At 73.6% G+C, this 25,560-nt stretch carries 3 protein-coding genes; all 3 read right to left on the bottom strand.

The window, feature by feature from the left end:
- Positions 1-24: 24 nt before the first annotated feature.
- Genes C7M71_RS26770 through C7M71_RS26760 form a run of 3 tightly spaced genes read right to left on the bottom strand, consistent with a single transcriptional unit; the run spans position 25 to position 25,501 of the window.
- Entirely contained in the window at positions 25-1,284 is a 1,260-nt protein-coding gene (locus C7M71_RS26770; RefSeq protein ID WP_111489870.1) for a cytochrome P450, read from the bottom strand.
- A gap of 11 nt (positions 1,285-1,295) precedes the next feature.
- Entirely contained in the window at positions 1,296-1,511 is a 216-nt protein-coding gene (locus C7M71_RS26765) for an MbtH family protein (RefSeq protein WP_111489871.1), read from the bottom strand.
- A 5-nt stretch (positions 1,512-1,516) separates the two neighbouring features.
- Complete coding sequence (locus tag C7M71_RS26760) at positions 1,517-25,501, bottom strand: non-ribosomal peptide synthase/polyketide synthase (RefSeq protein WP_114914597.1); 23,985 nt, start codon at positions 25,499-25,501, stop codon at positions 1,517-1,519.
- Positions 25,502-25,560: the final 59 nt, after the last annotated feature.

Here is a 25,560-nt window from a genome sequence, read left to right as displayed (position 1 = left end):
TTCTCCTTCGTCATCGTTCGAGGGTCAGTAGGTGAGCGGGAGGGCGCTCAGCCGCCGTTGCAGCGGGTTGGGCCGCCATTCGAGGGCCGCCCCACCGGCTGCTTCGTCGGCCAGCCGCAGCTGCGGGAGCCGGCGGACCAGCGTGCCGATGGCCACCTCCACCTGGAGCCTGGCCAACGGGCCGCCCAGGCAGAAGTGCGGGCCGTTGCCGAAGCTCAGGTGCCGGTTGCCGGGGCGGGACAGGTCGAGCAGGTCGGGGTCCTCGAAGCGCTCGGGATCACGGTTGGTCGCGGCGAGGAACAGGTACACCAGCTCGCCCGCGCGGAGCGTCCGCCCGCCGATCCCGACATCCTCGGCGACGACCCGGACGATCGCCTGGGTCGGCGTGTCGTAGCGGGTGAGTTCGTCGACGGCGGTGCGGATCAGCGTCGGGTCCTCGCGCAGGCGGGCCAGTTGCCCGGGGTGGCGCAGCAGCGCGAGCATGCCGTTGCCGACCAGGTGGGTGGTGGTCTCGTCGCCCGCGGTGATCAGGACGAAGCAGGTGGACAGCAGCTCGGAGTCGGTGAGGCGGTCGTCCTGCGCCTGCGTCGCGACCAGGGCGCTGATCAGGTCGTCGCCCGGGTCGGCCCGGCGTCGGCGGACGAGCCGGGCGAGGTACTCCTCGTACTGCCCGATCGCCTCCTCGGACTTGTCGATGTCCTCGCTCATCCGGCCGAAGCGGCGGAACCATGTCTTGACCTGCGGGCGGTCCTCGGGCGGGATGCCGAACAGCTCGCAGACGACGGAGAGCGGCAGCGGGGAGGCGACCGCCTCGATCAGGTCCATGGCCGGCCCGGCCGCGACCGCCTCGTCGACGAGTCGGTCGACGATCCGCTGGATGCCGTCGCGCAGGGCTTCGACCCGCCGGGCCGTGAAGGCGCGGTTGGCCAGCTTGCGCAGCCGGGCGTGGTCCGGCGGGTCGGTGTTGGTCATCACCCGGCCGAGCCGGTCGGTGAGCCGGCTGAACGCCTTCAGGTCGCCGCCGAGCGCGCCGTAGGCGCGGGTCATCCGGTCGCGGTCGTTGGACAGCCGCAGGTCGCCCAGGGCCGCCTCGACGTCGGCGTAGCGGGTGAGGTGCCAGATGCCCTGGGCGCTGCGGTGCACCGGGTCCTCCCGCCGCATGCGGGCGTAGATCGGGTACGGGTCCCGGCGGGCCTCGGGCGTCCGCAGTGCTGCGGCGAGGTCGCCGGGCCGGGCGGGGCCCGCAGTGCCGCGGGTCCCGCCCAGGGTGTCGGTGGAGGTCAACGTCGGCCGCGCTACCGCTGGGCGTCCATGGCGTCGGCGAGGCTCTTGGGCCGCATATCGGTCCAGGCCTGCTCGACGTACTCCAGGCAGGCGGCCTGGGTATCGGGGCCGTGGGCGACGGTCCAGCCGGCGGGGACGTCCGCGAACTGCGGCCACAGCGAGTGCTGGTTCTCCTGGTTGACGAGCACGAGGAAGGTGCCGTCCTGGTCGTCGAAGGGGTTGGTCATGGGAATCAGTCCTCCTGGTTGCGGATTGGGGTGCCACCGGTGCCACCGGTGGCCTCGGCGAGCCTGGCGGCCAGGATCGGTCCGATCTGGGCCAGCGAGCCGGCTTGGGTCATCCGGTTGTGCCGGGTGGCGATCTCGTGCGATTCGATCCGGCCGGCGATGTAGGGGCGCCAGATCCCGGGCCCGGCGTTGTCCTCGGTCCGGTCGATCGTGGAGTTGAAGAGCAGCAGGTCTCCGTTGAACTCTCCGGGAACGAAGTCGACTGCCAGCTTCGCGTTGTTGATCATGATCTGGACGATGACCTCGATCTGCCGCTCCGTCAGCCCGGCCAGCGCGCTGCCCCGCCGGTTCAGGATCTCGGCGACCTCGCCGTAGGTCAGCGCCCGGTCGCCCAGCTCGTCCGGGTCGACGTCCAGCACACCGACCAGCACGTCCCGCTCGGTGGGCACGGGCACCTCCTCGAACCGCACGTCCTTCACCGGGTAGGCGTCGAGAATCGCCAGCAGTGCGGTGCGCTCGCCGCGCGACTGGAGCTCGCAGGCGAGCGCGTGGGCGATCAGCCCGCCGGCGGACCAGCCGAGCAGCAGGTACGGGCCCTCCGGCTGGAGCTTGCGGATCTGCTCGGCGTAGTCGGCCGCCATCTCCTCGAAGGACATCGGCAGCGGTTCGGGCCGGCCGAGGCCGCGCGCCTGGATCGCGTAGACCGGGTGCTGGGGACCGATGTGGTTCAGCAGCCCGCTGTACGACCAGCTGATGCCGCCGCCGGGGTGGATGCAGAACAGCGGTGTCCCGTTCCCGGCGGTGCGCAGCGGCAGCACCACGTCCAGCGCGTCATCGGGGTCGTCCATGACCAGGCGTTCGGCGAGCCCGGCCACGGTCGGCGCTTCGAACAGCGTGCGCAGGCCCAGCTCGACGCCGAGGGTCTCGCGGACCCGGGACGCCAGGCGGGCGGCCAGCAGCGAGTGCCCGCCCAGGCCGAAGAAGCTGTCGTCGATGCGGACCTGCTCCCGGCCGAGGACCTCGGCGAACAAGTCGCACAGCAGCTCCTCCTGCGGCGTCCGGGGCCCGCGCCCGGTGCCCGGCGCACCGTACTCGGGGGCGGGCAGGGCGGCCCGGTCCAGCTTGCCGTTGGCGGTCAGCGGCAGCGCGTCCACGGTGACGAACGCCGACGGCACCATGTACTCGGGCAGCTCGCGGCGCAGCCGGTCGGACAGCCACCCCGCCTCGGGCACCCCCTCGGGGGCGGCCACCAGGTAGGCCACGAGCCGCTTGTCGCCCGGCTGGTCCTCACGGGCTACCACGGCTGCCTGGGCGACGCCCGGGCAGCCCGCGAGCACGGCCTCGATCTCACCGGGCTCGATCCTCAGACCGCGCAGCTTGACCTGATGGTCGGCCCGTCCGGCGAACTCCAGCGTGCCGCCGGCCTGCCACCACGCCAGGTCGCCGGTGCGGTACATCCTGCTCCCGGGCGGCCCGTACGGGTCGGCGGTGAACCGCTCGGCTGTCAGACCCGGGCGGCCGAGGTAGCCGCGGGCCACTCCCACTCCCGCGAGATACAGCTCACCGACCATGCCCGTCGGCACCGGCCGCAGGTGGTCGTCGAGCACATAGGCGCGCATGTTGGCCATCGGCCCGCCGATCGGCACGGTCGCGACGTCCTCGGAGAGGGCGCGCACGGGGTAGCAGGTGGCCAGGGTCGTGGCCTCGGTCGGCCCGTAGCCGTTGACCACCTCGATGCCGGGGCAGGCCGTGCGCACGCGGGCGACGGCGGCCGGGGAGACCACGTCACCGCCGGTCCAGACCTCGCGGACCCCGGCGAGCAGGCCCGGCCGCTCCTCGGCGACCAGACGGAACAGGCCGGCCGTCAGCCACAGGCCGGTCACCTGGTGCCCGGTGACCGCCCGTTCCAGCAGGTCGAGGTCGAGCCGCTCCGGCGGTGCGACCACCACCCGGCCGCCGCTGAGCAGCGGCACCCACAGCTCGTACGTCGAGAGGTCGAAGGCGGTCGGGGAGTGCATCAGCACCCGCTGGTGTCCGCCGCCGCGCCATTCGGGGGTGAGCGCGAGGCCCACCACGTCGCGGTGGGTGACGGCCACGCCCTTCGGCCGCCCGGTGGATCCGGAGGTGTACATGATGTACGCCAGCTGCCGGGGGTCGCAGGGGACTTCGAGTGCGGACGGGTCGGGCTCGGCCTGGAGCAGCGCGGTCAGCACGTCCTCGGTGAGCACGAGCGCGGCCCCGGTCTCCCGCAGGATCAGCTCGATGCGGGACGACGGGAAGCGCGAGTCGAGCGGCACATAGGCGCCGCCCGCCTTGACGATCGCGAGGATCGCCACGACCAGCTCCGCCGAGCGCTCCAGCATGACCGCGATCGGCGTCTCCGGCCGGACGCCCCGGCGGGTCAGCGCCCGCGCGAGGCGGTTGGTTCGCAGGTCGAGTTCCCGGTAGGTCAGCTCGGTGCCGCCGGCCACGACCGCCACGGCGTCCGGGGTGGCCCGGACCTGGCGGGCGAAGAGTTCCGGCAACGCGGCCTCGGGCAGCTCGGCGGCGGCGCCCGTGGACTCGGACAGCAGCCGGTGGCGTTCCTCGCCGGACATGATGTCGATCCGGCTGATCGGCCGGTCGGGGTCGGCGACCGCTGTGCGCAGCAGCCGCGCCCAGCGGTCGAACAACAGCTCCACGGTGGGCGCGTCGAACAGGTCGGTGGCGTACTCCACCGCACCGACCAGGCCGTCGAGGCCGCCGTCCGGGCGGAACTGCTCGGCCAGGCTGAAGGTCAGGTCGACCCGGGAGGTCCCGGTCGGCGCCTCCAGGTGGCCGGTCTCCAGCCCCGGCAGCGCGAACTCGCCCAGCGGCGCGTTCTGCAGGGCCAGCATGATCTGGAACAGCGGGTGGTGGGCCAGCGACCGCACCGGGTTGACCACCTCGACCAGGTACTCGAACGGCACGTCCTGGTGGTCGTACGCGGTGAGCGCCTTCTGCCGCACCCGGCCCAGCAGTTCGGCGAAGCCGGGGTCGCCGCCGGTGTCGGTGCGCAGCACCAGGGTGTTGACGAAGAAGCCGACGAGCTCGTCCAGGGCCTGGTCGGTGCGGCCGGCGATCGGGCTGCCGATGGGGATGTCCGTACCGGCGCCGAGCCGGGTGAGCAGCGCGGCGAGACCGGCCTGGAGCACCATGAACAGGCTGGCGCCCCGCTGGGCGGCCAGGTCCCGCAGGGCCCGGTGCAGTCCGGCGTCCAGCCGGACGGTGACCCGGCCGCCCCGCTGGGAGGCCACCGCCGGTCGGGGCCGGTCGGCGGGCAGTTGCAGCTGCTGCGGAATGCCGGCCAGCTCGTCCTTCCAGTAGGCCAGTTGCCTGGCGAACAGGCTGTCCGGATCGGCGGCGTCGCCGAGCAGTTCGCGTTGCCAGCGGGTGTAGTCGGCGTACTGCACCGGCAGCGGGGACCACTGCGGCTCCTCGCCCCGGCAGCGTGCCGCGTAGGCCGCCGCGAGGTCGCCGGAGAGCGGGCCCATCGACCAGCCGTCGGCGGCGATGTGGTGCACCACGACCAGCAGCACATGCCGGTCGGGGGCGAGCGCGTACAGCGCTGCCCGGACCGGCGGTTCCTCGGCCAGGTCGAAGCCGCGCCGGGCCGCGTCCGCCAGCCGTTCGGCCAGCCGGCTCTCGTCGAGCTCGACCACCGGCAGCTCCGGGTGCGCCTGCGAGGCGCTCAGCACGACCTGGTACGGCACGCCGTCCGTCTCCCGGAAGACGGTCCGCAGGCTCTCGTGCCGGGCGATCACATCCGCCAGCGCGGCGTGCAGGGCCGACCGGTCGAGTCGGCCGGTCAGGCTCAGCGCGAGCGGCATGTTGTAGGTGGCGCTCGGCCCGTCCATCCGGTGCAGGAACCACAGGCGGCGCTGGGCGAAGGACAGCTGTACGTGCTCGGGGCGCGGGTGGGCGGTCAGCGCGGGCCGCGCCGTTCCGGAGCCGTCGAGACGGGCCGCCAGCCCGGCCACGGTCGGGGTCTCGAACAGCGTGCGGACCTCCAGTTCCGCGCCGAGGGTCGCCCGCACCCGGGAGGCCAGGCGGGTCGCCAGCAGCGAGTGGCCGCCCAGGTCGAAGAAGCTGTCCTCGACCCCGACCTGGGCCAGCCCGAGCACCTCGGCGAACAGCTCGGCGAGCAGCTGCTCCTGCGGGGTGCGCGGCGCCCGCCCGGCTCCGGCGGAGCCGAGGTCGGGAGCGGGCAGCGCGCGGCGGTCGAGCTTGCCGCCGGCCGTCAGCGGAAGCGACTCCAGCACCACGAACGCCGAGGGGATCAGGTAGTCGGGCAGCCGCCCGCGCAGCCAGTCGCGGAGTTCCCCGATGAGGGCCCCGGTGCCCCGGCTGCCGGTCGGGCGGTTGGTCAGCGAGGACAGCGCCCCGCCGGTGGCCCTGGCCGGCCGGTACGGCTCGACCGGGGAGCCGTGGTGCGCCCGCGGATCGGCGAAGACGACGTCCACGGCGTCGGGCTGGGTGGCCGACCAGGTGACTCCCACCCAGCGGTCGAGTTCCCGCCCGAGCTCATGGAAGTCGTCCGGGTCGGGCAGGCCGCCCTCCTCCGGGGCGTGCAGCCGTTCCAGCAGCTCGGCGAGCGGGGCGTCCCCGTCCTGCACCGCGCGGGCCAGGGCGGACTCCCGCGCCACCCGGCGGTTGGGCACCCCGGTGACCCGCAGCACGCCAGCGAGCGGCTGGGCGAGCAGCTCGCGCAGCTCGGCCAGGCCGGCGACCTGCCGCCCCCACTCCAGCTCGACCGGTCGGCTCACGGCTGCCGGGGCGACCGGTGACTTGTGCAGCGTCACGTCGTAGCGGTAACGGCTCAGTTCATTGTGGTGGCGGCCGCGCTTGACCTCCACGGCCACCGCACCGATGTCCGCACCGATGTCCGCACCGTGCTCCCGCAGGGCGGTGAAGAAGTCCGGGTGGACCAGGAGCTCCTTCTCGACCCGGAGGGCCTGCTCCACGGCGCGGCGCACCGTCGCGAGGTCGGCGCCGGCATCGGTCCGGTGCAGTTGGACGGCCGTGGCCAGCGGGCGCAGCAGCCGCAGGTTGCGGACGTCGCCGATGAAGAGCGCGCCGCCGGGGGCGAGCAGCCGCATCAGCTTCCCGATCACGTCCGCCAGGTAGTCGGCGGACGGGAAGTACTGCACCACCGAGTTGATCACGATGGTGTCGAAAGTCCCGGCGGGCAGTCCTTCGGTGTCGTGCGCCGGGCGGGTCTGCAGCACGACGCGCTCGGCCAGGTCCTCCTGTCGGACCACCTGGGCGGCCAGCGCCTCGATCGCGGTCGCGGAGAAGTCCGTCGCCCAGTAGGTCTCGCAGTGCGGCGCGATCTGCGAGAGCAGCAGACCGGTGCCGACGCCGACCTCAAGCACCCGGCGGGGGCGCAGCGCCAGGATGCGGGAGACGGTCGCGTCCCGCCACTCCCTCATCTGCTCGACCGGGATCGGGCTTGCGTCGTAGCTGCTGTTCCAGCCCACGAAGTTCCGGCCGAAGGCGGCTTCCTCGGGGGTGATGGGCAGGGCGTCGTAGATGTCCTGCCACTCGCCCACGTGGTCGGCTTCGAGACCGGTGTCCCGGGACGCCTCCGGACGCGGGACGACATAGCCGATGAGCCGGTCGTCCTGGGCGAGGACGGCGGCCCGGGCGACGGCGGGGTGCTCGGCCAGGGCCGCCTCGATCTCACCGGGCTCGACCCGGAAGCCGCGCACCTTCACCTGGTCGTCGGCCCGGCCGAGGTACTCCAGCTCCCCTCCCCCAGCGCCCCCAGCCTGGCGGCCGGGAGGTGCCCCCACCGGCCCGGGGGACCCCCAGTCGCGGAACCGCACCAGGTCGCCGGTGCGGTACATGCGCTCGCCGTCCGCGCCGAACGGGCAGGCGACGAACCGCGTGGCGGTGAGCCCGGGCCGGTTCAGGTAGCCACGGGCCAGGCCGGCGCCCGCGACGTACAGCTCTCCCACCACTCCCGGCGGCACCGGCCGCAGCCGCTCGTCCAGCACGTACACCCGGGCGTTGGCGATCGGTCGGCCGATCGGCGGCACGCCCGACCCCGGGGACAGCGGGTCGCTCATCGTCGCGCACACCGTCGTCTCCGTCGGACCGTACGCGTTGATCATCCGACGCCCCGGGGCCCACCGGTCCACCAGCTCCGGCGGGCATGCCTCACCCGCCACCACCAGCGTCGACACGGTCATCGCATCCTCCGGCAGGGCGGCCAGGACGGACGGGGGCACGGTCACATGGGTGACGGCGAGGCCCGGGTCGGCCAGCGCAGAGACCGGATCCGCCGCAGGGGGCAGCACCAGGGCCGCGCCGCACAGGAGAGCGGTGAAGATCTCCGACACCGAGGCGTCGAAGCTGGGCGAGGCGAACTGGAGCACCCGGCTGTCGGGTTCGATCGCGAACCGCTCGATCTGGGCGGCGACCAGGCTCGCCACGCCGGCGTGGCCGACGACGACGCCCTTGGGCCGGCCGGTCGAGCCGGATGTGTAGATCACATAGGCCGGGTGCCGGACGTCCAGCGCGACCTCCGGAGCGGTGTCCGGCCACTCGGACACCTCCGTCACCATCGCCGGATCGTCGACCACCACCGCCGGGCGAGCGTCCGCCAACATGAACGCGATCCGCGACTGCGGATACGACGGATCCACCGGCAGATACGCGGCCCCGGCCTTCAGCACACCCAGGACCGCCACCACCGACTCCACCGACCGAGGCAACGCCACCGCCACGACCCGCTCCGGACCCACACCCCGCGCGATCAGCGCATGCGCGAACCGGTTCGCCCGGACATCCAACTGCCGGTACGACAACTCCACACCGCCGCAGACCACCGCGACCGCATCCGGAGTCGCCGCCACCCGCACCGCGAACGCCTGCGAGACCGGGACGGCGCCCACCTCACGGGCGGTCGCGTTACCGCTCTCCAGGAGCCGGTACCGCTCGCCTGCGTCAAGGAGGTCGATCTCTCCGATCGGCTGGTCCGGGTCGGCCGTGACCGCCTCCAGCAGGACCGTCCAGCGCCGGGTGAGGGCGGCGACCGTATCCGGGTCGAACAGATCGGTGGCGTACTCCACCGCGCCGACGATCCCGGCCGGGTTTCCGTCCGGCTCGAACTGTTCGGCAAGAGCCACACCGAGGTCGAACTTGGCGGTGCCGGTGGCCACCGCGAAGGTGGTGACATCCAGCCCGGGCAGCGCGAACCGGCCCATCGGCGCGTTCTGCACGGCCAGGATGGTCTGGAACAGCGGGTGGTACGACAGCGACCGGGACGGGTTCAGCACCTCCACCAAATGCTCGAACGGCACATCCTGGTGCGCGTACGCCGACAGCGCCGTCTCCCGCACCCGACCCAGCAACTCCGTGAAACTCGGATCACCACTCGTGTCCGTACGCAGCACCAACGTGTTCACAAAGAACCCGACCAGATCGTCCAGCGCCTCGTCCGTACGCCCCGCGATCGGACTCCCGATCGGAATGTCCGTCCCCGCACCCAACCGCGTGTACAACGCAGCGAGACCCGCCTGCAGCACCATGAACAGACTCGCACCGGAACGCCGCGCCAACTCCACCAGCGAGGCATGCAGTTCGGCACTCAGCTCCAGACCGACGAGGCCGCCGCGCCAGCCGGCGACGGCCGGCCGCGGCCGGTCGGCGGGCAGCTGGAGCAGCTCCGGCAGAGCCGACAACTGCTTCTTCCAGTAGCCGAGTTGCTCGGCGAACCGGCTCTCCGGGTCTGCGGCGTCGCCGAGCAGGTCACGCTGCCACAGCGTGTAGTCGGCGTACTGCACCGGCAGGACCGGCCAGCCCGGTGGGCGCCCCTCGCACCGGGCGGCGTACGCCTCAGCCAGGTCACGGGCCAGCGGGCCGGTGGACCAGCCGTCGCCCGCGATATGGTGCATCACCACCAGCAGCACGTGCTCCTGCGGCGCGAGCGCGAACAGCTCCGCCCGCAGCGGCGGTTCCGCAGCCAGGTCGAACGGCTGCTGGGCGAACTCGGCCAGCCGGTCCGGAAGTTCCTCCTTCGACACCTCGGTCAGCCGGACGCGGGGCCGGGCCGCCGCCGGGTCAAGGACGCGCTGGCACGGTACGCCGTCGACCTCCGGGAACACCGTCCGCAGGCTCTCGTGCCGGGCCACCACGTCGGCGAGCGCCTCGTCCAGCGCCGCCCCGTCCAGTGTCCCGGTCAGCCGGAGTGCCAGTGGGATGTGGTAGGTCGCGGCGGTGCCGTCCATGCGGTGCAGGAACCAGAGCCGACGCTGGGCGAAGGAGAGCGGCACAGCCTCCGGCCGCTCCTGCGCGGTCAGCGCCGGGCGGGCGCGGCCGGCCTCGGCCAGCGCCTCGGCCAGGCCCGCCGCAGTGGGCGCCTGGAAGAGCGCGCGCAGTCCCAGCTCGACGCCGAGTGTCGCCCGGACCCGCGACACCAGCCGGGTGGCGAGCAGGGAGTGCCCGCCCAGGTCGAAGAAGTCGTCGTCGACCCCGACCCGGGGCACACCCAACACCTCGGCGAACAGCTCGCACAGGATCTGCTCCTGCGGCGTGCGCGCCGCCCGACCCGCCACCGTGCCGACCGGCTCAGGCGCGGGCAGCGCCGCCCGGTCCAGCTTCCCGTTCGGCGTCAACGGCACCACATCCAGCAGCACAAACGCCGACGGCACCAGATAGTCCGGCACCCGGTCACGCAGATACGCCGCCAGCACGGCCGGTCGTACGTCCGCGTCGGGACGCACTGCCACATAGCCGATGAGCCGGTCGTCCTGGGCGAGGACGGCGGCCCGGGCGACGGCGGGGTGCTCGGCCAGGGCCGCCTCGACCTCGCCGGGCTCGACCCGGAAGCCGCGCACCTTCACCTGGTCGTCGGTGCGGCCGACGTACTCCAGCTCCCCTCCCCCAGCGCCCCCAGCCTGGTGGCCGGGAGGTGCCCCCACTGGCCCGGGGGACCCCCAGGCACGGCGCCGCACCAGGTCGCCGGTGCGGTACATGCGCTCGCCGTCCGTGCCGAACGGGCAGGCGACAAACCGCGTGGCGGTGAGCCCGGGCCGGTTCAGGTAGCCACGGGCCAGGCCGGCGCCCGCGACGTACAGCTCTCCCACCACTCCCGGCGGCACCGGCCGCAGCCGCTCGTCCAGCACGTACACCCGGAAACCGGCGACCGCTCGGCCGATCGGCGGCACGCCCGACCCCGGGGACAGCGGGTCGCTCATCGTCGCGCACACCGTCGTCTCCGTCGGACCGTACGCGTTGATCATCCGACGCCCCGGGGCCCACCGCGCAACCAGCTCCGGAGCGCACGCTTCACCCGCCACCACCAGGGTGGCGGCGGTGAGTTCGGCGCCGTCCAGCGCGGTCAGGACCGAGGGCGGCAACGTCACATGGGTGATGTCGAGCCGCCGGTCCGTCAGGGCCTCCAGCGGTGCCTCGGACGGGGCCAGAACGAGGGCGGCACCGGTGAGCAGGGCGCTGCACAGGTCCCAGAACGACGCGTCGAAGCTGGGCGAGGCGAACTGGAGCACCCGGCTGCCCGGCGCCACGCCGAGCCGCTCGACCTGCGCCGCCACCAGGCCCGGCACACCGGCGTGGCTCACCACGACGCCCTTGGGCCGGCCGGTCGAGCCGGATGTGTAGATCACATAGGCCGGGTGCCGGACGTCCAGCGCGACCTCCGGAGCGGTGTCCGGCCACTCGGACACCTCCGTCACCATCGCCGGATCGTCGACCACCACCGCCGGGCGAGCGTCCGCCAGCATGAACGCGATCCGCGACTGCGGATACGACGGATCCACCGGCAGATACGCGGCTCCGGCCTTCAGCACGCCCAGGACCGCCACCACCGACTCCACCGACCGAGGCAACGCCACCGCCACGACCCGCTCCGGACCCACACCCCGCGCGATCAGCGCATGCGCGAACCGGTTCGCCCGGACATCCAACTGCCGGTACGACAACTCCACACCGCCGCAGACCACCGCGACCGCATCCGGAGTCGCCGCCACCCGCACCGCGAACATCTCCGGCAGGCCCGTGGCGGCAGCACCGCTCTCGGCAGCCGGCAGCAGTTCGCGGCGCTCCTGGTCGGACAGCAGGTCGATCCCGCCGATCGGCCGGTCCGGCGCGGCGGCGACCGCGGCCAGCAGCCTGGTCAGCCGGGCGAAAAGGGTCTCCACCGTCGCGCGGTCGAACAAGTCGGTGCTGTACTCGATCGCGCCGCCGAGACCGGCCGGCGCGCCGTCGGGACCGTACCGCTCCGCGAGGCCGAAGGTCAGGTCGAGCCGGGAGGTCCCGGTGGGGACGGCCATCCCGGCGGCGTTCAGGCCGGGTAGGTCGAAGTCGCCGCCCGGCGCGTTCTGCACCACCAGTCCGGTCTGGAACAGCGGGTGGTACGACAGCGACCGGGACGGGTTCAGCACCTCCACCAAATGCTCGAACGGCACATCCTGGTGCGCGTACGCCGACAGCGCCGTCTCCCGCACCCGACCCAGCAACTCCGTGAAACTCGGATCACCACTCGTGTCCGTACGCAGCACCAACGTGTTCACAAAGAACCCGACCAGATCGTCCAGCGCCTCGTCCGTACGCCCCGCGATCGGACTCCCGATCGGAATGTCCGTCCCCGCACCCAACCGCGTGTACAACGCAGCGAGACCCGCCTGCAGCACCATGAACAGACTCGCACCGGAACGCCGCGCCAACTCCACCAGGGCGGCATGCAGTTCGGCGTCGATCCGGACGTCCAGCAGGTCGCCACGGTACGACACGGCAGCCGGCCGCGGCCGGTCGACCGGCAGTTGCAGCTGGTCGGGCAGGCCGGCCAGCGCCTCGGTCCAGTAGGCGACCTGGCGGGCGAACACGCTGTCCGCGTCATGCTCATCGCCGAGGATCTCGTGCTGCCACAGGGTGTAGTCGGCGTACTGCACCGGCAGGACCGGCCAGCCCGGTGGGCGACCCTCGCACCGGGCGGCGTAGGCGGTGGCGAGATCGCGGGCCAGCGGGCCCATGGACCAGCCGTCGCCCGCGATATGGTGCATCACCATCAGCAGCACGTGCTCCCCGGGTGCGGCCGTGAACAGCTCCGCCCGCAGCGGCAGTTCCGACGTCAGGTCGAATCCCCGCACCGCCGCCTCGCGAAGCAGGACCGGGACCTCCGCCTCGCCGGCCGCGCGCACGGTCAGCGGGACGGTCACCTCGGCGGCGTCCAGTACCCGCTGGTACGGAACTCCGCCGGTCTGCGGGAAGACCGTGCGCAAAGTCTCGTGCCGGGCCACCACGTCCGCGAGCGCGGCGCTCAACGCGGCCCGGTCGAGGTCGCCGGAGAGCCGCAGGGCCAGCGGCATGTGATAGGTGGCGCTCGGTGCCCCGAACTGCTGGAGGAACCAGAGGCGGCGCTGCGCGAAGGACAGCGGCATGGGCTGGCGGCGAGGCCGGGGGACCAGGGCCCGCCGAGCGGTGCCCGCGTCGTGCAGCCCGGGCGCGAGCCCGGCGGGCGTCGGCGTCCGGAACAGGCTGCGCAGCTCCAGCTCGACGCCGAGTGCCGCCCGGACCCGCGACACCAGCCGGGTGGCGAGCAGGGAGTGCCCACCCAGGTCGAAGAAGTCGTCGTCGACCCCGACCCGGGGCACACCCAACACCTCGGCGAACAGCTCGCACAGAATCTGCTCCTGCGGCGTGCGCGCCGCCCGACCCGCCACCGCGCCGACCGGCTCAGGCGCGGGCAGCGCCGCCCGGTCCAGCTTCCCGTTCGGCGTCAACGGCACCACATCCAGCAGCACAAACGCCGACGGCACCAGATAGTCCGGCACCCGGTCACGCAGATACGCCGCCAGCACCGCCGCTGTCGCCTCGGACTCGGCCGAGGGCACCACGTACGCGACGATCCGGATCTCGCCCTGCTTGTCCTCCCGGGCGAGCACCGCGACCTGGGCCACGCCCGGGTGCGCGGCCAGTTCGGCCTCGATCTCGCCGGGCTCGATCCGGAACCCGCGCACCTTCACCTGGTGGTCCACCCGGCCCGCGAACTCCAGCTCGCCGTCGGCCCGCCACCTGACCAGGTCGCCGGTCCGGTACATCAGCGCGCCCGCCGGACCGTACGGGTTGGCGACGAACCGCGTGGCGGTGAGCCCGGGCCGGTTCAGGTAGCCACGGGCCAGCCCTGCCCCGGCGAGGTACAGCTCACCCGTCACGCCGGGGGCGACCGGCCGCAGAGCCGGATCAAGCACATACACCTGGCAGTTGTCGATCGGACGGCCGATCGGTACCGGGAGCGGGCAGTCGGCGGGGTCGGCCGGCAGCGGATAGGCGGTGATCACATGGGTCTCGGCGGGCCCGTAGTGGTTGTGCAGCGCCCGGCCCGGCCGCCGGGTCTGGAAGCGGCGCACGGCACCGCCCAGCCGCATCGCCTCGCCGGCCTGCGCGACCAGCCGCAGCCTCGGCAGCTCCAGCCCCGTCTCCTCGGCGGCCTCGGCCAGCGCCTCGACCACCAGGTTGGGCGCGAACAGCTCCTCGACCCCGTGCCGGTCCAGCCAGTGCGCAAACAGCTCGGCACTGCGGCGCTGCTCCTCGGTCGGCACTACGAGGGCCTTGCCGTACAGCAGTGCGGAGAGCATCTCCTGCACCGAGACGTCGAAGCTGATCGCGGTGAACTGCGCCGTGCGCGTGCCGGGTCCGCCGCCGACGGCCCGGTGGTGCCACTCCAGCAGGTTCAGCAGCCCGGCGGCGGGCATCACCACGGCCTTGGGCCGCCCGGTGGAGCCGGAGGTGTAGATGACATAGGCCGGGTGCCGCGCGTCCACGGCGACGGCCGGATCGTGCTCCGGCTGCCCCTCGGCCGGTGTGACGGCCGCCAGGTCGTCGAGGACGACGGCGGGCCGCGCGTCCTCCAGCATGTAGGCGATGCGGGCGGCCGGGTAGTCCGGGTCGATCGGCAGGTACGCCGCGCCCGTCTTGAGCACCGCGAGGACGGCGACCACCAACTCGGCCGAGCGCGGCAGCCGCAGGGCGACGACCTGCTCCGGCCCCACCCCGCGCGCGATCAGCGCATGCGCCAGGCGGTTGGCCCGGCGGTTCAGCTCCCGGTACGTCAGCACGGTGTCCTCGAACACCACCGCCGGGGCCTGCGGGGTCGCCCGGACCTGTGCCTCGAACAGGGCGGGCAGGCCGACGGCCGGAGCCGGGCGGGCGGTGTCGTTGCGCGCCACCAGCAGCTCGTGCCGCTCCTCGGCGGTGAGGACGTCGATCCGGCTCAGCGGCCGGTCCGGCTCGGCGACCACCGCCGCCAGCAGGCGCAGCCACCGGGCGACCAGCGCCTCCACCGTGGCGTGGTCGAACAGGTCGGTGCTGTACTCGACCCGCCCGATGATGCCCTCGGCCGGCCCGCCGGTGCCGCCGCGCTCCAGCAGGTGGACGGAGAGGTCGAACATCGCCGTGGGCGTCCTCACGAGGACGATCTCGGCGCTCAGACCCGGCAGGGCGAGCTCGGTGCGGGGCACGTTCTGGAGCGCGAGCAGTACCTGGAACAGGGGCTGGCGGGCGAGCGAGCGGGCTGGGTTGAGGGCTTCGACGAGGTGCTCGAACGGCAGGTCCTGGTGTGCGTACGCGCCCAGCGCGGTCTCCCGGACCCGGCCCAGCAGCTCCGCGAAGGTCGGGTCGCCCGAGGTGTCGGTCCGCAGCACCATGGTGTTGACGAAGAACCCGACGAGGTCGTCCAGGGCCTGGTCGGTCCGGCCGGCGATCAGGCTGCCGACCGGGATGTCCGTGCCCGCGCCGAGCTTGTCCAGCAGCGCCACCAGCGCGGCCTGCACCACCATGTAGGCACTGGCCCCGTGCTCCCGGCCCAGGCGGATCAGCCCGGCGTGCAACCCGGCGTCGATCTCGACCGCGAGGTGGCCGCCGGAGTAGGAGGGCGCCGAGGGGCGGCGGCGGTCGGCGGGGAGCCGGATCTGCTCCGGCAGGTCCGCCAGCGTCCGCGTCCAGTAGGCCGCCTGGCGGGCGAACAGGCTGTCCTGGTCGGTGGCGTCGCCGAGCAGCTCGTGCTGCCACAGGGTGTAGTCGGCGTACTGCACCGGCAGCGGCGCCCACTGCGGCTCCCCGCCCCGGCAGCGCGCCGCGTATGCGGTGGCCAGGTCGGTCGACAACGGGCCCAGCGACCAGCCGTCACCGGCGATGTGGTGGACCACCACCAGCAGCACGTGTTCATCCGGTGCCGCCTCGAACAACTCGGCGCGCAGCGGTGGTTCGGTGGCGAGATCGAATCCGCGCTCCGCCGCCGTCACCAGCAGCTCGGGCAGGTCCCTCTCGTCGGCCGGGGTGGCCCGCAGCTTCGGCCGCACCGCCCCCGGGGCCAGCACCCGCTGGTACGGCACGCCGTCCGTCGCCGGGAAGATCGTGCGCAGGCTCTCGTGCCGGTCGACGACGTCGGCGAGCGCCTGCTCCAGGGCAACCCGGTCCAGTGCTCCGGAGAGCCGCCACGCCAGCGGCATGTGGTAGACCGGTCCGGCGCCCTCCAGCTGGTGCAGGAACCACAGCCTCCGCTGCGCGGACGACAGCGGCAGCAGCTCGGGTCGCTCTGCCCGGCCCAGGGCGAGCCTGGCTCGGTCGGCGCCACCCAGAGCGGCGGCCAGCCCGGCCACCGTCGGGGTCCGGAACAGGGTGTGCAGGGCCAGCTCGACGCCCAGGGTCGCCCGGACCCGGGCCACCAGCCTGGTGGCCAGCAGGGAGTGCCCGCCGAGGTCGAAGAAGTCGTCGTCGGCGCCGACCCGCGTCACACCCAGTACCTCGGCGAACAGCCCGGCCAACACCTGCTCCTGCGGAGTGTGCGGTGCCCGGCCGGCCCGCGCTCCGGTGAAGTCGGGCTCGGGCAGGGCGTGCCGGTCGAGCTTGCCGTTGGCGGTCAACGGCAGAGCGTCGAGGGCGACGAACGCGGCGGGGACCATGTAGTCCGGCAGCCACTCCCGGAGGTGGGTGCGCAGCTCCTCCGGCCGAAGCTCGGCGCCGGTGGCGGGCACCAGGTAGGCGACCAGGCGGGTGTCCTCCGTCTGGTCCTTCCGGGCGATCACCGCGACCTGGCCGACCTGCGGGTGTTGGGCCAGTGCCGTCTCGATCTCGCCGAGTTCGATCCGGAAGCCACGCACCTTCACCTGGTCGTCGACCCGGCCGAGGTACTCCAACCGGCCGTCGGGGCGTCGGCGCACCAGGTCCCCGGTGCGGTACATGCGCTCACCCTCCGCGCCGAACGGGCAGGCCGCAAACCGCCCGGCGGTCAGGCCCGGCCGGTCCAGATAGCCGCGTGCGAGCCCCGGGCCGGCGACGTACAGCTCCCCGGTCACGCCCGGTGGCACCAGGTCCAGCCGATGGTCCAGCACATAGGTCCGGAACCCGGCGACGGCACGGCCGATCGGCGGCACGCCCGACCCCGGCGACAGCGGCTCGCTCATCGTCGCGATGACCGTCGTCTCGGTCGGACCGTACGCGTTGACCAGCCGCCGCCCTGGGGCCCAGCGCACGACCAGCTCCGACGGGCATGCCTCACCCGCGACCGTCAGCGTCGGCACGGCCACCGCGTCCGGCGACAGCGCCGCCAGCACGGACGGCGGCACCGTCGCATGGGTGAGGGCGAGGCTCGGGTCGGTCAGCGCGGAGACCGGCTCGGTCGCGGGTGCCGGGACCAGGGTGGCACCGGTGAGCAGGGCGCCGCACATGTCCCAGAGCGAGACATCGAAGCTGGGCGAGGAGAACTGGAGCACCCGGCTGGCCGCGTCGATGCCCAGCCGCTCGACCTGCTCGGCCACCATTCCCCGCAGCCCCGTGTGGCTCACCACCACGCCCTTGGGCCGTCCGGTCGAGCCGGACGTGTAGATCACATACGCCGGGTGCCGGGGGTCCACCGCACCGGCAGGATCGGTGTCCGGCCGCTCGGACACGTCGGCCACCATCGCCGGGTCGTCGACCACCACGATCGGCCGTGCGTCCTCCAGCATGAACGCGATCCGCGACTCCGGATACGCCGGATCCACCGGCAGATAGGCGGCTCCCGTCTTCAGGACGCCCAGGACGGCCACCACGAACTCCACCGACCGGGGCAGTGCCACCGCCACGATCTGCTCCGGCCTCGCACCCCGCGCGATCAGCGCATGCGCGAACCGGTTGGCCCACGCGTTGAGCTGGCTGTATGTCAGCTCCACGCCCTCGAAGACCAGGGCAATGCCCTCGGGCGTCGCCGCCACCCGGGCCGCGAACATCTCCGGCAGGGTCGCGGTGACCGCCCCGCCCGGGGCGGCGGGCAGCAGCTCGCGGCGCTCCTCGACGGACAGCAGATCGACGTGGCCGAGCCGTTGCTGCGGGTCGGCGACGGCCGCCCTCAGCAGTCGCACCCAGCGCGCGACCAGCGTATCGACGGTGGCCGGATCGTAGAGATCGCTCGCGAACTGGACAAACGCGTCGATCCCGCCCGGGAGACCGCCCTCGGCGTGCCGCTCGGACAGCGAGAAGACCAGGTCGAACTTGGACGTGGTGGTGGTCAGCTCCACCTCGCTGACGCGCAGCCCTGGCGGGGCGAAGTCGGCCCGGGGGGCGTTCTGCAGCACCAGCATGACCTGGAACAGCGGGTGGTGCGCCAGCGACCGCACCGGGTTGAGGGCTTCGACCAGGTACTCGAACGGCAGGTCCTGGTGGGCGTACCCGGCCAGCGAGGTCTCCCGGACCCGGCCCAGCAGCTCGGCGAAGGTGGGGTCGCCCGAGGTGTCGGTGCGGAACAGCAGGGTGTTGACGAAGTAGCCGACCTGGTCGTCCAGGGCCTGGTCCGCCCGGCCGGCGACCGGACTGCCGACCGGGATGTCGTCGCCCGCGCCGAGCTTGCTCAGCAGCGCCGCCAGCCCGGCCTGGAGCACCATGAACAGACTGGTGCCGTGTGCGCGGGCGAGCTCGCGCAGACCCCGGTGCAGTTCCGCGTCCAGCCCGGCGTGCACCAAGCCGCCCCGGTGCGAGGCGACCGCCGGGCGGGGCCGGTCGGCGGGCAGCTGGAGCTGCTCCGGAAGACCGGCCAACTGACGCTTCCAGTAGTCCGCCTGGCTGGTGAACAGGCTGTCCCGGTCGGTGGCGTCACCGAGCAGCTCGTGCTGCCACAGGGTGTAGTCGGCGTACTGCACCGGCAGCGGCGCCCACTGCGGCTCCTCGGCGCGGCAGCGTGCCGTGTAGGCGGCGGTCAGGTCCCGTGCGAGCGGGCCCAGCGACCAGCCGTCGCCGGCGATGTGGTGGAGCACCACCTGGAGCACGTGCTCGTCCGGCGCCAGCTCGAACAGGTCTGCGCGCAGGGGGGGTTCGGCCGCCAGGTCGAACGGGCGGTCCTTGGCGGCCGTCAGCGCGTCCGGCAGCCCGGTCTCGGTGGTCCGGGCCGGCTCCAGCCGAGGGCGGCCCGCCACGACGTCCAACACCTGCTGGTACGGCACGCCGTCGACCGCCGGGAAAACGGTGCGCAGACTCTCGTGACGATCCGTCACATCCGCCAGGGCGGCTTCCAGGGCCCGCCGGTCCAGGTTCCCGGACAGCCGCCATGCCAGGGCGATGTGGTAGTTCGCGCCGGCGTCCTCCAGCTGGTGCAGGAACCAGAGCCGTCGCTGCGCGAACGACAGCGGGATCTGCTCGGGTCGCGGGCGGCGTACCAGGGCCGCCTGCGCCCGGCGGGCGCCCGCCAGGGCGGAGGCCACACCGGCCGGGGTCGGGGTCTCGAACAGGGTGCGCAGCTCAAGCTCCACCCCGAGGGTCGCGCGGACCCGGGCGGCCAGGCGGGTGGCCAGCAGCGAGTGTCCGCCCAGGTCGAAGAAGCTGTCCTCGGCGCCGGCCTCGGCCACCCCGAGGACCTCGGCGAACAGCTCGCACAGGATCTGCTCCTGCGGCGTGCGCGGCGCACGGCCGGTGCCCGCCGGGGCGAGGTCGGGTGCGGGCAGCGCACGGCGGTCAAGCTTGCCGTTGGCGGTCAGCGGCAGGCTCTGCAGGGTGATGAACGCGGCCGGCACCAGGTACTCCGGCAGCCGCTCCCGCAGGTGCCCGCGCAGCTCGGCCGGGTGCGGGACGGCACCTGCGGCAGGCACCAGGTACGCGACCAGCCGGGTGTCGTCGGCCCGGTCCTGCCGCGCCAGTACGGCGACCTGGGCGACTCCGGGGTGCGCGGCGAGCGCTGCCTCGATCTCACCGAGTTCGATCCGGAAACCTCGGACCTTCACCTGGTCGTCGGCCCGGCCGACGAACCGCAGGCCGCCTCCCCCGGCATCCCGGCGCACGACGTCGCCGCTGCGGTACATGCGCGTACCGGCAGGCCCGAACGGGTCGGCCACGAACCGCCCGGCGGTCAGGCCGGGCCGGTTCAGGTAGCCGCGCGCCAGCCCGGCGCCCGCGACGTACAGCTCGCCGGGCACGCCCGGGGGCACCGGCCGCAGATGGGCGTCGAGCACATAGGTGTGCAGGTCGGGGATGGCCGCACCGACCTGGCCGGCGGCGGTGCCGGAGCGGTCGAGCGCCGCGTATGTGACGTGCACCGTGGTCTCGGTGATGCCGTACATGTTGACCAGCAGCGGCGCGTCGTCCGGGTGCCGGTCGTACCAGCTCGCCAAGCGGGCGTGCTCCAGCGCCTCGCCGCCGAACACCACGGTGCGCAGGGCGAGCGGACGGCCGGTCTCCGCTGCCTCCTCGTCCGCCCGCATCAGCTGGTAGAAGGCGGACGGCGTTTGGTTGAGCACCGTCACCCGTTCGCGGGCGAGGAGTTCCAGGAACCGGTGGGGCGAGCGGCTGGTCTCGTGGTCCACGACCACCAGGCGACCGCCGTGCAGCAGCGGGCCCCACAGCTCCCACACCGAGAAGTCGAAGGCGTAGGAGTGGAAGAGCGTCCAGACGTCCTCGGCGGAGAAGCCGAACAGCTCCTGGGTGGTGCCGAACAGCCGCACGACGTTCCGGTGCGGCACCACGACGCCCTTGGGGTCGCCGGTGGAGCCGGAGGTGTAGATGACGTAGGCGGGGTGGCCCGGGTCGAGGGGGACCTCCGGGTCCGTGTCCGGCAGTCCGTCCAGGTCGGCGTCGTCCAGCAGCAGCCGCTCCACCGCGTCCGTGCCCGGCAGGTCGCCGGTCCGGCCCGTCGTCACCAGCAGCGACGGCCGGGAGTCCCGGAGCAGGTACGCGATCCGGGCGGCCGGGTACTCCGGGTCCACCGGCACGTAGGCGGCGCCCGCCTTGAGCACCCCGAGGACGGCCACCACCAGCTCGGCCGAGCGCGGCAGGGCCAGCGCCACCAGCTGCTCCGGCCCCACGCCCCGGGCGATCAGGGCGTGCGCGAGCCGGTTGGCCCGGGCGTTCAGCTCCCCGTACGTCAGTGCGACTTCGCCGCTTGCCACGGCGACCGCGGCCGGGTTCCCCCGCACCTGCTGCTCGAAGAGCGCGGTGATGCTGCTCTCCGGCATCTCCCTGCTCCGGCCGACGCCGGTCGGCAGCAACGCGCGGAGCTCGTCGGCGGACAGCACATCCACCTGGCCGATCCGCCGACCGGGGTCGGCGGCCACGGCGCGGAGCAGCCGCAGCCACCGGTCGGCGATCCCCGCCACGGTGGCCTCGTCGAACAGGTCGGTGCTGTACTCCACCAGGACCGACAGCCCGTCCGCGCCGGGCTGTTCGGTCACCATGAAGGTGAGGTCGCATTTGGCCGTCCCGGTGTGGACCAGGTCGGTCTCCACCCGCAGCCGTGGCAGGTCGAACGCGCCGAGCGGTGCGTTCTGCAGGGCGAGCATGGTCTGGAACAGCGGGTGGTGCGAGAGCGACCGGGCCGGGTTCAGCGCCTCCACCAGGTGCTCGAACGGCACGTCCTGATGCGCGTACGCGGCCAGCGCGTCGGCTCGCACCCGGCCCAGCAGCTCGGTGAACGACGGGTCGCCCGACAGGTCGGTGCGCAGCACCAGGGTGTTGACGAAGAAGCCGATCAGGTCGTCCACTGCCTCGTCGGTGCGCCCGGCGATCGGCGTGCCGATCGGGACGTCGGTGCCCGCGCCGAGCTTGCCCAGCAGGGCGGCCAATCCGGCTTGGAGCACCATGAAGAGGCTGGCCCCGCCGTCCCGGGCGAGCGCGCGCAGGCCCTGGTGCAGCTCGGCATCGATCCGCACCGGCAGGTGGGCGCCCCGGTAGGACATCGCCGCCGGGCGGGGCCGGTCGAACGGCAGTTCCACCTGCTCGGGCAGGCCCGCCAGCTGCTCGCTCCAGTAGGCCAGTTGACCGTTCAGCAGGCTGTCCGGGTCCGAGCCGTCGCCGAGCAGCTCCCGCTGCCACAGGGCGTAGTCGGCGTACTGGACCGGCAGCGGCGACCACTCCGGCTTCGCCCCGGCGGACCGAGCCGCGTAGGCGGTCGCCAGGTCCTGCGAGAGCGGCCCCATCGACCAGCCGTCACCGGCGATGTGGTGCACCACGAGCAGCAGTACGTGCTCCTCCGGTCCCAGCCGGAACAGTTCCGCGTGCAGCGGCGGCTCCTCGGACAGCTCGAAGCCGTGCCGGGCCGCCTCCGCCAGCCGGTCCGGCAGGTCGTCCTCGCCCGCCTCGGCCACCCTCAGCCGCGGCTGTGCCGCGTCGGGGTCCAGCACCCGCTGGCACGGCACGCCGTCGACCACCGGGAAGACGGTGCGCAGGCTCTCGTGCCGCTCGACCACGTCCGCCAGGGCGGCAGCCAGGGCCTTCTGGTCCAGATCTCCGGAGAGCCGCAGTGCCAGCGGGATGTTGTAGGTGGCGCTCGGGCCCTCCATGCGGTGCAGGAACCACAGCCGGCGCTGCGCGAAGGACAGCGGGACGGCCTCGGGCCGCTCGCGCCGCGCCAGGGCCGGCCGCGCCCGGCCCGCGACGTCCACCGCCGCGGCCAGTTCCGCCACGGTCGGCGCGTCGAACAGGTCGCTCAGCCTCAGCTCCACGCCGAGTACCGACCGCGCCCGGGCGATCAGCCGGGTGGCCAGCAGCGAGTGCCCGCCGAGATCGAAGAAGCTGTCGTCCGGCCCGGCATCGGCCACTCCGAGCACCTCGGCGAACAGCCCGGCGAGCAGGTGCTCGGTCGCGGTGCGCGGAGCGCGGCTCGGGGCGGCCACGGTCTGCTCGGGGGCCGGAAGGGCCCGTCGGTCGAGCTTCCGGTTCGGCGTCAGCGGCAGGGTGTCCAACGCCACGAACGCGGTCGGCACCATGTACTCCGGCAGCCGGTCGCGCAGGTGCTCGCGCAGTGCGGCTGCGGTCACCGCAGAGCCGGGGGCCGGCACGACGTAGGCGACCAGCCGGGCGTCCTCCTCGGTCCGCACCACGACGGCGGCCTGCGCGACCTGCGGGTGTTCTACGAGCACCGCCTCGATCTCGCCGAGTTCGATCCGGAATCCCCGGATCTTGACCTGGTCGTCGGTCCGGCCGAGGAACTCCAGGTTCCCGTCCGGGCCCCACCGCACCAGGTCGCCGGTGCGGTACATGCGGGTGCCTGCCGGCCCGGACGGGTCGGCCACGAAACGCCCGGCGGTCAGGCCCGGCCGGTTGAGGTAGCCCCGCGCCAGGCCCGCGCCGGCGATGTAGAGCTCACCCGCCTCACCTGCGGGCACCGGCCGCAGCGCGCCGTCCAGCACCTGGAGCCGGGCATTGCCGACCGGTCGGCCGATGACCGGGCGCCGACTCGACCCCAGCGGCGCGACGACCGAGTTCACCGTGCACTCGGACGGCCCGTAGAGGTTCACGCAGGACACCCCTTCGGCCGCTCGCAGCCGCTCCCACAGCTGCTCCGGGACGGCCTCGCCGCCCGCCGCGACCATCGCGGGACGCCGCTGCGGGTCGTCCAGCAGGCCGTGCGCCACCAGGATCCGGAGGTAGGACGGGGTGGCCTCGACGGAGTCGAGGTGGCACCGCCTGGCGTAGTCGACGAAGGCGTCGGGGTCGGTCCACGTCGCATGGTCCAGGACGTGCAGCTCATGGCCCGCGAACAGGGCGAGCAGCTGGTTCCAGGACGCGTCGAACGAGACCGAGGTGGTGAGCGCCACGCGGAGCCGGTGCCGTTCAGCGGGCAGCGGCGGGAAGGGGGTCCGCTGGAGGGCGGCGAGCAGGTTGAGCAGGCCGCCGTGCGTCGCCAGCACACCCTTGGGCCGCCCGGTGGAGCCGGAGGTGTAGATGACATAGGCCGGGTGCTCCGGGCCGACGGCCGCCTCCGGATCCCCCGCCGGGCAGGCGGCCACCACCGCCGCCGCCGCCGGGTCGTCGACCACCAGTAGCTCCGCGGGACCGGTCCCGGGCAGCCGGTCCCGGGTGCGGGCGTCGGTCACCACCAGGACCGGCCGCGCGTCATCGAGCAGGTACCCGATCCGGGCGGCGGGGTACTCCGGGTCGACCGGGACGCAGGCTCCCCCGGCCTTGAGCACCGCGAGGATCGCCACCACCAGTTCCGCCGAGCGCGGCAGGGCCACCGCCACCCGCCGCTCCGCCCCCGCCCCGCACGCGATCAGGGCGTGCGCCAGCCGGTTCGCCCGCGCGTCCAGCTCCGCGTACGTCAGGGACGCGTCCGACCCCACCACCGCGAGCGCGTCCGGCGTCGCCCGCACCTGCGCCCGGAACAGCTCCGGGAGGCTGTCCGGGGGGCCCTCGACCACCGGACCGGTGCCCAGCTCCAGCAGCTCGCGCTCCTCGTCTGCGGTGAGCAGGCCGATCCGGCCGACCGGCTCCTGCGGGTCACAGGCGGCGACGCTGTCCAGCAGTGCGAGGAGGCGCCGTTGGTGGACGGCGAGTTCGTCGTCGCTCCAGACCTGGGGCGCGCCCTTGAGTTCGACCCGGAGCTCGTCGTCACCCCGTCGGCCGGTGATCCAGAGGGCCAGCCCGGTGGTCGGCTCCGGGAGCAGGTAGTGCAACGTGGCGGGATGACCGGCGAAGCTCGGTGCGGAGTCGAAGACCATGATGTTGACGACGAGCGGGAACGCCGCCCCGGGAGCTCCAAGGTCCCGGAACAGCTCCTCGCTGCGGTGGCGCTGGTGGGCGAGGGCCGCTTCGGCCTCCCGTGCCGTCTCCGCGACCAGGTCGTGCCACCGCGTGTCGGGTCGCACCGGCAGACGCAGGGGCACCACGTTCGCCACCGTGCCGGGCGAGGACATCAGGGCGCGTTCGGCTCCCTCGCGCCCGGTGACGGGAAGGCCGATCAGCACGTCACGGTCCCCGGTGAGCCGGTGTGCGTAGAGGGCCGCCGCCGCGATCAGCGGGCGGGACCAGTGGGCTTCGGTCCCCGCGTCCGCCGATCGCAGCGCGTCCACGCGGAGCACCGCCGGGTCCACCGAGGAACGCAGGCCGCTGCCGCTGCGCCGGACCCGGCCGGTGAGCCGGGTCGGTTCCGGCCGGTCGGCGAGCCGCTCCGTCCAGTACGACCGGTCGGAGGTGAACCGCTCCGAGGCGCGGTAGTCGGCGTCGCTGCGGAGCAGGTCGTCCAACGAACGGAACGGCGACGGCGGGACCGGCCCGCCCGTGGCCAGCGCCGTGTACATCCGTGTGAGGCGCCGTCGGACCAGGGAGAGGCCGAACCCGTCCATCACCAGGTGGTGGTAGTTCTGGTACAGGAGGTGGCGCACCGGCGAGAGGCTGATCAGCGCGAAGCTGAAGAGCGGGTCATGGGCGAGGTCCAGCGGGCGCATCCGGTCCCCGGCCATCCACGCCAGGGCCGCCGCCCGAGGGTCCGGCTCCGCGCTCAGGTCGAGCCGGGTCGGCTCCCAGTCCCATGCCGCACGGACGACCTGGCGCGGCTCCTGCCCGTCGTGGACGAAGGTCACGTGCAGGGCGTCGACCTCGTCGACGACCCGGCGCAGCGCGGTCTCGGCGAGCTCCGTGTCGACCGGTCCGTGGACCTCCAGGTACTCGCCGATGCGGTAGGCGTCGAGAGCCGTGTGCGCGCGCTGTTCGGCCAGCCAGATCTCGCGCTGCGCCGCCGTCAGGGGAAGGGCGTCGCCATCGCGACGGGACATGGGGTACCTCCAGGAGTGTGGGCAGGCGTGGTCGCAGGACGCGCCGGGGCACACCGCTC

The organism is Peterkaempfera bronchialis, assembly GCF_003258605.2.
GTDB classification, from domain to species: domain Bacteria; phylum Actinomycetota; class Actinomycetes; order Streptomycetales; family Streptomycetaceae; genus Peterkaempfera; species Peterkaempfera bronchialis.
The sequence above is the reverse complement of the archived record's forward strand: the minus strand, read 5'-3'. Positions and strand labels throughout refer to the sequence as shown.

What these genes read in the sequence shown, in the direction of transcription:
- C7M71_RS26765 (WP_111489871.1), bottom strand. Translation starts at nt 1,511, where the DNA reads ATGACCAACCCCTTCGACGACCAGGACGGCACCTTCCTCGTGCTCGTC.
- C7M71_RS26760 (WP_114914597.1), bottom strand. Translation starts at nt 25,501, where the DNA reads ATGTCCCGTCGCGATGGCGACGCCCTTCCCCTGACGGCGGCGCAGCGC.